The organism is Phaeocystidibacter luteus (assembly GCF_008933115.1).
In the GTDB taxonomy this organism is placed as follows: domain Bacteria; phylum Bacteroidota; class Bacteroidia; order Flavobacteriales; family Schleiferiaceae; genus Phaeocystidibacter; species Phaeocystidibacter luteus.
In genome coordinates, this window is the sequence record NZ_WBVO01000011.1 from 1 (window position 1) to 11,232 (window position 11,232).

Below are 11,232 nucleotides of genomic sequence, written 5' to 3' on the forward strand. Positions count from 1 at the left end.
GAGTATACGATTGAGTAATCCTCATCGTTATCACGTCATAAAAACTGGAGCATAGAAAGGCCATTGTAACCCAGGGATGACACATCCGTTCAATCAAACTTTGGTCTTGCATCTATGATGCCTTATGCGAAGCATCTTACAGCTTTGCTGTCTTGCGGCCTTGCCGCCTACGGTATCCTCACCTCCACATAACTTCCCTCCTCACACGCTGCTACCTCAATGTCACCCCCATGTTCTTTCGTCAACATGTAAACTAAGTATAGCCCCATGCCCTTGGAAGTGTCGGGACGATATTCTTTTAAGTTTTTGAGCTGATCTAGTACCTCCCTTGGGATGCCCGGACCACTATCCTTTACCCGCGTAATTAATACGCCTTCTTCTACGTGAATGGACACCACAACCTCCGAATCAGTTGGGGCATATTTTAAGGCGTTGGACACCAAGTTTCGGATTATCGTGGAATATGCATTAGGATCGATGTTCCATGTCAACCCCTCGTCTATTGCACACGACATCTTCATCCTGCGGTTCGGAAGCAAAGGAGTCATGATTTGCTCACACTGATGGACAACCGAGTTAATATTGACCTCCGTCTTAGTCAGTTTTAATTCCGTTGCCTGATCCTTTGCCCAAATCAAGAGGTTCTCCAAAAGACCGTTTACCTCAGCCAAACCTTGACGAACATTTTCCATGATGTCAGCTGAGTCTGCCGATAGTTTGTCGCCACGTTGAGGAATCTCTTTCAATAAGAAAAGTGAATTGCCAATGGGGCCGCGCAAGTCATGACCAATAATCGAAAAGAGCCTGTTCTTCGCATCATCAAGCTGATTTAAACGAAGTAATGCTTCCTGAGATACTCTTCGTTTTTTGAGCATCAATGCATACATCTGGAGTAGGGTCAATACAAGAAATACCAACACCCCTAGGCCAATGTAGAGCCACTTTAACTGCTTTTCATTTTCGGCTTTTTCAAGCAAGTGTTCTTTCTGAAGCATTTCGAGTTGGAGCACCCGCATTTGTTCGCGAACGTCCTGTTCATTTGTGATCAAGCGGGCATCATTCGATACCTTGATGTTCTTCTCATATGCTTTGTGAAATTGAACATAGTAGGAAAGCGCTTTTTCAACATCTCCGCGGCGGTTGTAGACTTTGTATAAGTTGTGACACGCCCTTTGAAAAACAAATGTGCTCGCATCTTTACTGCCTTCGTAGGCCAATTTTGCGTAACGTTCAGCTTCTTGCCAATTGTCGAGACTCATGTATGTGGACGACAGATTCACCTGAAGCATTGGCAACATGAATGGATACGGAGTCTGATCCAACCACTGCTTCGATTCAACCAACTTCAGGTAATACAAGGCCGAGTCGTTATTGCCAAGCTGATAATGCGAAATTCCGATGTTGGCAAGGCTCACCACAATACTCATCGTATCGCTCATCAACGCCTTGACGCTATTCGATTTTCGGAAGGCTTGTATGCTCGCATTCGTCATGGTGTCGAGCTCCATCAGCGCCAATCCGATGGAATTATTCGCAGAGCTCTGATTGTAAAGGTCGCCGGTAGACTCAAAGTAGTCTAGCGACTTTTGAGCGTACTCATAACTCAACTCGTAATCTTGAAGTTTATACAACGTCTTGGCCATCTCCAAGTACGTGAGTGGTCGCATCACACTGTCCTTTACATCTAAATAGCGCAAGGCTAGATAGCCACTGTTCAAAGAGCTACTGTAATTTTCAAGCTGTCGATGGGCTACGCACAAGTTTCGATACAAGTATCCTATGTCCCCTGAATCTGATTTAGGTTGCCACAACAAAGCCTGTTCAAACCAATGCTTAGCTGAGTCGTGATCTTGTCGAATAGCGTGTAATATGCCATGCTCGCGAAGAAAGGTTCCAATCTCGGTGGAGTCTTCGGATGCAAAGACTCCCGGTTTGGCAATGGCTATCATTGCATGAGCACGGTCGAGATTACTCCAGGCATTTCGCCTGACTACCTTCGAGACTAAAGAGTTGAGCTCTTCGGCGCTTGAACAGGTATCCGCCCACATCACAAGTGTGTCTTGCGATTGTGCGTACCCGACCAAACTCAACAGGAGGAAGAGGAGGCTGGTAAGGAATTTCATAGGGTGAGGTTGATTCTTCTAAAATACAATTTCAATTGTTCTATTCATTGCTTAGCTTCGAACAATCGATGAAACCAACTGACAAGTCTACCTACCGCGCATGGGCGTTTTATGATTGGGCCAATTCGGCTTATTCACTCGTTATCTCAACGGCCATTTTTCCTATCTACTATGGCTCTGTCACGAGCAACGACAATGGCAACATACTCAATGTGTTAGGTTGGGAAGTGGAGAGTACAGCAATCTATGCTTGGGTCATAGCCCTCTCTTTTCTTACCGTAGCAATCATTTCTCCTTACTTAAGCGCCCTTGCCGATTTGAGTGGAAGGAAGCGCGATTACATGAGAAACTTTGTCATTTTAGGTTCCATCTCATGTATGTCGATGTATTTCTTTACCGAGAATACAATCGTTCTGGGATTAGCCGCCGCGTTTTTTGCCAGTCTGGGTTTTTCAGGAAGCCTCGTTTTTTACAACGCCTACCTTCCTCAGATTGCTCCGCCAGAAGATCAAGATAAGCTTAGTGCACGCGGATTTAGCCTGGGGTACATTGGTAGCTCCCTCTTGCTCATTGCTCTTTTGGCTTTAATATCCTATCCTGAAGCTTTGGGATTGGCGGGCAAAGGACAGGCTACGCAAATAGCGTTTGTGACGGTGGGCCTCTGGTGGCTCGGGTGGAGCATGTACCCACTTCGCGTTCTTCCTCATAATATCTATGGCAGAAAGCCTGAGAAGGGATGGGCGAAGAATGCGTACAAGGAGCTAGCTCAAGTTTTTGGGGTCTTCAGAAAAACAAAACGCCTCGGCCGTTTTGTGATTTCCTTCTTCTTCTTCAGTTGCGGAGTTCAAACCACGATTTTACTCGCCACTATGTTTGGCAAAGAGGTACTAGATGTCGACGATGAAATCTTGATCGGGACCGTTCTCATCATCCAATTCGTTGGAATACTCGGCGCATGGAGCTTTGCACAGCTCTCCTCTAAAATTGGAAATATTAAGGCCATCGCCGTTGCTGTATTCATTTGGGTGGCCGTGTGTATCGCAGCATATTTCGTTCAAACTACCACCCAGTTCATGATCATCGGTGGGGTGGTTGGACTTGTCATGGGTGGGGTACAGGCTCTAGCAAGAAGTACCTATTCCAAAATGCTTCCTGAAACAAAAGACCATACGACCTTTTTCAGCTTCTATGATGTGGCTGAGAAACTGGCTACGACACTTGGAACGTTCTCCGTCGGAATCCTTGTCGCATTCACGGGAGACCTCAGAAATTCAGCTCTGGCGCTAACGGCGTTCTTCCTAATCAGTCTGATTTTCCTCTTTGCAATTCCAAAGAGTAAGTACGTTTACTGATCTAATGGCTTGAATTTGTCAACCCTGATGATGTAACCCTCTATCAGGTCCTCCTCAGTGCCTACTATTCTGCCTTTGATTGTTAGATCTGTCCCACGCTGGAACATTGAAACGTCAACCGTGCTATCCGCTGCGCAGATGACAATGTTGTCTAAGGTGATATTGGTTTCACCTACTTGCGTGATATTCCCAGAAATAACCGCTACCTCTTCTTTGTACAAGCTGTCGAACTGCGTTGCACCTTCATTCAAAATAGCAATGAGGTCACTCGCCGTGCCCGTGTACGTCGGTTCTTCCGATTGGATGTCTCGGTGTGGTTTATTCCACATGTAGTATCCAACAACAGCGCCACCAATGGCAAGAACAAGGAGAATAAGGAGAATCTTTTTAGTCATGGTTCAGGAGATTTGGAGTTTTGAAGATAGACATTCATGTTTTGGTAACCCATACGAGCGGAAAGTTTCTTAGGTTAGACAACTGGAACTCTTTTTGTTCCGTAGATATAGTACACGAACATGAACAAGTCATGACCAAAGCAGTAATCCGAGTTTCATTTCTCACCCTCATTGGGGCATTTATAATTACGAGTTGTTATTCTGAGAATTACGAAGACCTCTATGGTCCACGTGATCCGGAATGTGATTCTGTACTCACCACCTATACCGCCGGCATCAGACCGTGGATTGACGCTGAGTGCGTGGATTGTCACAATTCAGGTGCTTCAAGCGGTGGACTAGATTTGTCCACCTATCAAGATGTGTTCGACAATGCTAACGTTGTTCTCGACCGAATCAAGCGAGAGCCGAATGACCCGAAGATGATGCCGCTGGGACAGCCAAAGCTTCCTCGTTGTACTATTCAAGGGTTTGAGAAGTGGATTGCCGCTGGAAAACCAGAAAATTAAAAACCACACATACCATGAAACCATTTAAATTTTTACTCGCACTTCTACTTATTGGATTTGCCTCTACTCAAGTATCTGCTCAACGTATGATGACCCGCGAGGGCTACATCAAATTCTTCTCATCTACAGCGGTTGAGGATATTGAAGCAGCATCAAACCAAGCTTCTTCGGTTCTGGAAAAGAACACTGGTAAGATTGCATTTCAAGTATTAATGACTAGCTTCTCGTTCGAAAAGGCGCTCATGCAGGAGCACTTCAACGAGAATTATGTTGAATCAGAAACGTATCCGAAAGCCACTTTTGCGGGTCAGATTGAAGACTTGAGCAAAGTGGATTTTGAAACAGAAGGGACGTACAACGTAACTATTAAGGGTACACTTACCGTACATGGAGTGGCTCAGGAGAGAACCGTTTCTGCAACCATAAAAGTAGAAGGAGAGAATGTTCTGCTCGAAACCGTCTTTAAGGTAAAGCCGGCAGATCATGATATCGAAATACCTTCGGTTGTGCGCGATAACATTGCACGTGAACTTGAGGTGACCGTGAAGGCCAAGTATGCGCCACTCAATAGATAAGACCCATGAAAACAACTACCTACAAACACCTTCTACTCCTGTTCATTTTCGGAGTAGTTGGCTCGATGACTTATGCTCAAGACGACTTACTTGCTGAGCTTGATGAAGGGGAAGAGCAAACGGTTTACACCTCTGCCACGTTCAAAGGGAGCCGAATAATCAACCTTCAGAGCACCGAACTGCCAGCTGAAGGTGTCGGTCAGTTCATCATTCTCCACAGATTCGGTTCATTGACGGAAGACCCACTGTACGATCTGTTTGGATTAGATGTGGCTTCAGTGCGCCTCTCCTTCGATTATTCCATCAAAGATTATTTGAACGTTGGTGTTGGTCGTTCAAGCGGTACCAAGGTTTACGACGGATGGGTGAAAGCTCGATTATACCGTCAATCCAGCGGAGCTGTGAACATGCCAGTGTCCATTCTTTACTACGGTTCCCTCAACGTGAATACAACGCGTTTTCCAGATGACGGCCTCGAGCACAAATTTGGCGAACGCCTTAGCTATGTGAACCAGATTATCGTGGGTCGCAAGTTCAGTGAAAGTTTCAGTATGGAGCTTGTTCCAACAGTTGTGCACTTCAATACTCGCCAGACGCGTGAACAACCCAATACCATTTTCGGTCTGGGTGTAGGAGGCAGAATCAAACTGACGAACCGCGTGGCGATTACGGCAGATTACATGCTTCAAGCGCCGAGAAATACCAGATTGGTTGACGGTGTAGAAACGGCCTACAACAACTCGTTTTCCATCGGTGTGGATATCGAAACGGGAGGACACGTTTTCCAGCTTCACCTCACGAACTCACAGAGCATAAGTGATCCGTATTGGATGACTCAAACTCCTGGAAACTGGTTCGAAGGCGATATCTTCTTTGGATTCAATATCTCAAGGGTGTTTACGCTCAAGAAACCAAAGCGTATTGAGTCACCAGCTTGGTAGAAACTTATTCGGTCACACGTTCGATGCGCTCCACATTGCCTATGTGAAAGAGTGCATCGCCCTTGTGTACCATTGGGATGTTGTTATGCCCAATGATGTAGCCTTTGCTCGGTGATTTCACCTTGATGGAGTAGCTGTTGTAAGGGTTGTTGATTCGACCAATGGTTTCGCCTTCCTTTACACGCTGACCTGAAGCCTTTGTTGGGATGAACAAACCAGATGCATCGGCACGCAGCCAAGAAGTGGAGTCGAAGTGGACCACCTTTTTCGCTTGCGGGCTCTTATCAATCATCCCAAAATGATGAAGTACGCGCTTGGTCCCGCGAACGGCTGACTTTATCGCCTTTTCATCAAAGCGAAGCGATTCACCTCCTTCAAATACTACAATGGACTTCCCGAGCTCGGTGGCTGTCCCACGCAATGAGCCAGGAATAACATTGCTCGTTAGTGTGAAAGGCGCTTTAAAAGCATCGGCAATTTCACGTCCCAGTTTGTCTTCTGCACTATATCGAATCTGTGGATAATTCGTTCGGCTAGCTCCCCCCGTGTGGAAATCGATGCCGAAATCAATGACGGGAAGAATCTTTTCTGTGAGGTGATTGGCCACAATAGCAGCCAGAGAACCATCTGGACTACCCGGAAAGCTTCGGTTTACATCCTTGCCGTCGGGCACTTCGCGTGAGAAGTGAATGAAACCGTACACGTTGATAATAGGTAACGCGATAACGGTCCCCTTATTAATCTGAGACAGCAATTTGCTGTCCGCAAGTCTCCGTACCGTTTCAATTCCATTGATTTCATCCCCATGCAGACCTCCAGAGAGTAGAACGGTAGGCCCGGGGTTCTCTGAACGGAAAACATGGATAGGCATGTGAATGAGCGTGCCAGACGGAAGTCGTGCTACCTCAATCTCTATAATCGTCTCCTTTCCTGGAGGGACCTTTACGCCATCAATCACCAACGGAGTTGCCATGTATTATTGACCTGTGTAGTTAGATGGAGTAATTTGACGGAGCTCTGCCTTCACGTCATCACTCACATTCAAACCATTGATAAATACGGATATCGCTTCACCGTTAATCACGCTATTGGTACGCGTAAGGTCTTTCAAAGCTTCGTAAGGTTTCGGATATCCTTCGCGACGCAGAATGGTCTGAATCGCTTCCGCAACTACTGCCCAATTCTTCTCTAAATCTGCTTCAAAAGCATCTCTATTCACAATCAGTTTTCCAAGACCCTTGAGGGTATTGTTGAAACCGATGATCGTATGTGCTAGTGGAACACCAACGTTTCTCAAAACCGTACTATCCGTGAGGTCTCGTTGCATACGAGAAATTGGAAGTTTCGCAGCAAGGTGCTCGTAAAGCGCATTTGCGATACCGAGGTTGCCTTCGCTGTTTTCGAAATCGATTGGGTTCACCTTATGAGGCATAGCTGAAGAGCCAACTTCACCTTCCTTAATCTTCTGCTTGAAGTAATCCATGGAGATGTACGTCCATACATCGCGGTCGAGATCCACGAGAATGGTGTTGATTCGCTTCATCGCGTCAAAAAGGGCGGCCATGTTGTCGTAATGCTCAATTTGTGTTGTAGGCTGAGAGCGCTGTAAGCCGAGCACCTCATTCACAAAGTAATTTCCGAAGGCATGCCAATCGGTATCCGGATAGGCCACCGTATGAGCGTTGAAGTTTCCTGTGGCTCCTCCAAATTTGGCCGACATTGGGATGTGGCGAATCTGACGAAGTTGTTGATCTATTCTTTCAACGAATACCTCGAACTCTTTTCCAAGTCGGGTAGGAGACGCGGGTTGCCCGTGAGTTCTGGCGAGCATTGGAATGTCTTCCCACTCGTTCACAAGTTGCTGAAGCGTCACTACAACTTCACCTAAAAGTGGGATGTACACCTCTTCCAAAGCTTCGGCGATAGAGAGTGGAACCGCGGTGTTGTTGATGTCTTGCGATGTCAATCCAAAGTGCACGAATTCGCTCCACTTGCTTACCCCGAGTGCCTCCATCTTCTCTTTGATGAGATACTCAACCGCTTTAACATCGTGGTTAGTCGTCTTTTCGATTTCCTTCACGCGCAAGGCAGAAGCCTCATCGAAATCGAGATAGATGTCTCTGAGGTCATTGAATTTGTCCTTAGGGAAATCGGCGAGTTGAGGAAGTGGCATTTCACAGAGTGCGATGAAGTACTCAATCTCAACGCGGACACGATATTGGATGAGGGCGTATTCTGAAAAGAAGGCAGAAAGTGGCTTGGAATGACGAGCATAACGGCCGTCTACAGGGGAAATCGCGAACAATTCGGGATTCATGAATTTCGTCTTTGAATTGAAAGCGCGAAGGTACGAAATCCTGTAGGTTAAAAGGATGTGCGTGGATGGATGTGAAACTATGTGTATCTTTAAAACTCTTTAATGCTCTCTCTCATGAAACACTTTACTCTTAGAGCACGCACAAGTGCTCTGCTCACCACACTCACATTCGCGTTTGTCTCAACACTATCATTCGCTCAGGGGAATTGTGCGAATGCCGTTTCCAATGTTGTTTTTTACAATCAAACTGCAACTACGGTAGACATTGCATTTACAGATCCTAAGGATACTGTGGTAACAATTGAATGGGGGCCAACTTGCTTTATAATGGGAACAGGTTGGATGTACTATGCAACGAATGATACAATCACGCTAACAGGCGTGGATAGTGGTCAGTGCTACGATTTCTATTTTTCGAATGCACCTGCATATAACTTTACTTGCAACCCAGCCATACAGTATTGTACTCCTTGTCCTTATAGAGGCGATAGCGCAAACAACGCCATCATGGCTACCCTTGATTCCATCGGTCCAGGATTGAATTTTTATGAATTCAGCAAGAATGGAATCGACAACTGTTACACGAACGCTCACAGTTTCACGGCTGATGTTGACGTGGTTTGGGAGTACGTTCCAAGTCCGGGAGCAACAGAAGTAAGTATAAGTACATGTTCTTCGCTAGACACTACAAGGCTGTTTGTGCTCGACTCGAACCAGCAGTTATTATCCACTACAAACACCACGTGTGGAGTGGGACCGCCTTCGCCGTGGAACACCATCCATAAAAGTGAGAAAATTGACAGGTTACAAGTCAACCCGAACATGCGATACTATATCGTGGTAGAAGTTGAGCAGAATGATTCTTGTGGATCTGGGATTTATTTCAACATTGAAGAAAAGGTCAGTTTCACGCCGCCTGTCTGTTCAACGCCGTATAATTTGGACAGTACGGTGGCGGGGTGTGATGCCATAGCCTTAACCTGGATGGACTCTGCGAACGGAGCATCTTACATGGTAGAATACGGAGTTTCAGGGTTCACCCAGGGGAATGGAACTATGGTTACGGTTACGGACACCTTTCATTTACTCACGAACCTCAGTGCGAGCGCCACGTATGATGTATATGTAAGCACACTTTGTTCTTTTGATACTTCGGCGGCGGCTGGACCTCTAACGGTTTCGACATCGAAATCATCCGGGCAGTCTGCAGTGGCTAGTTACAGCTCATCCTTCTTGGGAATTGTGAACGGTAAAGCTCGATATCAATTTGACGGTACAGGCTCAACTGCTGACAGTCTAATTTGGAACTTCGGTGACGGTTCCGCATGGGAAGTGGGGTGGACACCAACTCACTCGTATTCCGTTGCCGGTGTCTATAATGCAACCATGGTGGCGATTTTCGGTTGTTCGGTCGATACCGTTCTGTTCACAGTTAATGTCGTGCCATGGAGTGTGGATGAGCAACTGGCTAGTTCGGTGATGATGTATCCCAATCCGGCGAGAACTTCGTGTAGGATTGAATGGAGTTCAGATTTGAAAGTCACCGAAGTAGTAATCTTAGATCGGAGTGGCAGACAATTACAATCCAATGTTGTAGATGCAAGTACTGTGGAACTCGACCTTACTAATTTGGCAAATGGGGTGTACTTTCTACAGCTTAAATACGGCGATGGGACGGTTCAAAAGCGACTCATTGTGCAATAACTAAAGCACGCGTAGCATTAATCCTTTCAAATAATGACCTTCCGGGAAATACAAATTCTCGGGGTGACAGGCAGGCTGACGCAATTCCTTGAGGATTTGTATCGGTCTGCCTACTTCTATTGCAGCCGCACGAAGCGTGTCGGCAAATACTTGAGGAGTTACATTTTGGCTACATGAAAAGGTGAAAAGAATGCTACCCGGTCTCATGTTTTTGATAGCAGATGCATTCAGCCTTTTATACGCTTGAATGGCGTTGTGGACAGCCTTTCGTCTCTTGGCAAAGGCAGGAGGGTCGAGAATCACAATGTCGTAATCACGGTCCATTGATTTGAGGAACACTTGTACATCGCTCGCTTCAGACGTATGTCGATCGGATGCACGGTTTAGCTTGGCATTCTCATCGGCGAGACGACAAGCCAACTCGGAAAGGTCTACAGAGTGGACTTCTTTAGCTCCGGCGTTCAGTGCATAGACGGAGAACCCTCCTGTATAGGCGAAAGCGTTTAATACTTTCTTTCCCTTTGAGAAGTGGCCTACCAATTGGCGGTTGTCGCGTTGATCTAGGAAGAACCCGGTCTTTTGCCCTTCAACCCAGTTCACTACGAATGAGTTTCCATTTTCGCGAATGGTTGTAGATGGTGTGTTGCCGAACAGGAATTCGCTTTGAATGTGCTCGTGATGGAGGGATTCACCACTCTTGTCATAGACGGTTTTGAGCGATTCGCCCAAGATATCTTTGAGTGCGGCAAGAATTACGTCGCGTTGGTTGTGGACTCCCAGAGTGTGTGCTTGCAGCACGACATGTCCATCGTACCAATCCATTACAATTCCAGGTACAAAGTCGCCCTCCCCGAAAAACAGTCGATACGCATTGGTTTCTATGCTATCGGTCAGACCAATCTCTTGTCTAAGTTCGAATGCGTTTCGAATTCTATCCTTCCACCAGGAGAGGTCGATGAGTTCATCTAGGTATGTTAAGACCTTAACTCGAATGGAAGCCTTTGGTGACATGTAATGGCCAACGGCGAGGAATTCACCTTTAGAATCGACGATACGAACGATGTCGCCTTCTTCGCAGTGCTTCTCTGACGCTATTGCTCCACTAAAAATCCAGGGATGTTTTCTTTGGAGGGCGCGCTCCTTTCCCTTGGCTAGTCTGACTTCCTTGTAGTTCATGCCGCAAAGGTACGCCCAAATTGTTCACGGCACAGTGGGTTGATTTCGAAGTGGTTATTGAAGAATAGTAGAAATATTCTTAACAATGAATATAGATATGTTATGATTCTAATAGGAGATGCCTACATTAGGGTGTTTTT

General features: G+C 46.2%; 10 protein-coding genes. 5 read left to right on the forward strand and 5 right to left on the reverse strand.

Going from position 1 to position 11,232, the window contains the following annotated elements:
- Positions 1-167: 167 nt before the first annotated feature.
- Positions 168-2,123 carry a tetratricopeptide repeat-containing sensor histidine kinase gene (locus F8C67_RS12000; RefSeq protein ID WP_151668099.1) on the reverse strand — a complete coding sequence of 652 codons (1,956 nt, stop codon included), beginning with the start codon at positions 2,121-2,123 and terminating at the stop codon, positions 168-170.
- A gap of 68 nt (positions 2,124-2,191) precedes the next feature.
- On the opposite strand from F8C67_RS12000, the gene F8C67_RS12005 reads away from it, so the two are divergent.
- On the forward strand, positions 2,192-3,475 hold the full coding sequence (locus F8C67_RS12005; RefSeq protein ID WP_151668100.1) for an MFS transporter: 1,284 nt from the start codon (positions 2,192-2,194) through the stop codon (positions 3,473-3,475).
- Here F8C67_RS12005 and F8C67_RS14335 read toward each other — a convergent pair.
- The gene (locus F8C67_RS14335; RefSeq protein WP_170266448.1) at positions 3,469-3,870 is read right to left on the reverse strand and encodes an OB-fold protein; all 402 of its coding nucleotides are present in this window, start codon (positions 3,868-3,870) and stop codon (positions 3,469-3,471) included. The genes F8C67_RS12005 and F8C67_RS14335 overlap by 7 nt on opposite strands.
- Positions 3,871-4,001: 131 nt before the next feature.
- Between F8C67_RS14335 and F8C67_RS12015 the strand changes: the two genes are divergently transcribed.
- From F8C67_RS12015 to F8C67_RS12025, 3 genes are read left to right on the forward strand one after another with little or no spacing between them, the layout of a single operon-like run.
- The gene (locus tag F8C67_RS12015) at positions 4,002-4,379 is read left to right on the forward strand and encodes a hypothetical protein (protein WP_151668101.1); all 378 of its coding nucleotides are present in this window, start codon (positions 4,002-4,004) and stop codon (positions 4,377-4,379) included.
- 14 nt (positions 4,380-4,393) lie between these two features.
- Positions 4,394-4,954 carry a YceI family protein gene (locus tag F8C67_RS12020; protein ID WP_151668102.1) on the forward strand — a complete coding sequence of 187 codons (561 nt, stop codon included), beginning with the start codon at positions 4,394-4,396 and terminating at the stop codon, positions 4,952-4,954.
- A 5-nt stretch (positions 4,955-4,959) separates the two neighbouring features.
- Positions 4,960-5,895: a DUF5777 family beta-barrel protein gene (locus F8C67_RS12025; protein WP_151668103.1), complete on the forward strand. Its 936-nt coding sequence runs from the start codon at positions 4,960-4,962 to the stop codon at positions 5,893-5,895.
- Between the two features lie 4 nt (positions 5,896-5,899).
- Here F8C67_RS12025 and F8C67_RS12030 read toward each other — a convergent pair whose 3' ends face one another.
- Both F8C67_RS12030 and purB read right to left on the reverse strand, forming a co-directional pair.
- The gene (locus tag F8C67_RS12030) at positions 5,900-6,868 is read right to left on the reverse strand and encodes a succinylglutamate desuccinylase/aspartoacylase family protein (RefSeq protein WP_151668104.1); all 969 of its coding nucleotides are present in this window, start codon (positions 6,866-6,868) and stop codon (positions 5,900-5,902) included.
- Between the two features lie 3 nt (positions 6,869-6,871).
- Positions 6,872-8,212: an adenylosuccinate lyase gene (gene purB, locus F8C67_RS12035; RefSeq protein ID WP_151668105.1), complete on the reverse strand. Its 1,341-nt coding sequence runs from the start codon at positions 8,210-8,212 to the stop codon at positions 6,872-6,874.
- A 114-nt stretch (positions 8,213-8,326) separates the two neighbouring features.
- On the opposite strand from purB, the gene F8C67_RS12040 reads away from it, so the two are divergent.
- Complete coding sequence (locus F8C67_RS12040) at positions 8,327-9,916, forward strand: T9SS type A sorting domain-containing protein (RefSeq protein ID WP_170266449.1); 1,590 nt, start codon at positions 8,327-8,329, stop codon at positions 9,914-9,916.
- Here F8C67_RS12040 and F8C67_RS12045 read toward each other — a convergent pair whose 3' ends face one another.
- The gene (locus F8C67_RS12045) at positions 9,917-11,092 is read right to left on the reverse strand and encodes a class I SAM-dependent rRNA methyltransferase (RefSeq protein ID WP_151668107.1); all 1,176 of its coding nucleotides are present in this window, start codon (positions 11,090-11,092) and stop codon (positions 9,917-9,919) included.
- Positions 11,093-11,232: the final 140 nt, after the last annotated feature.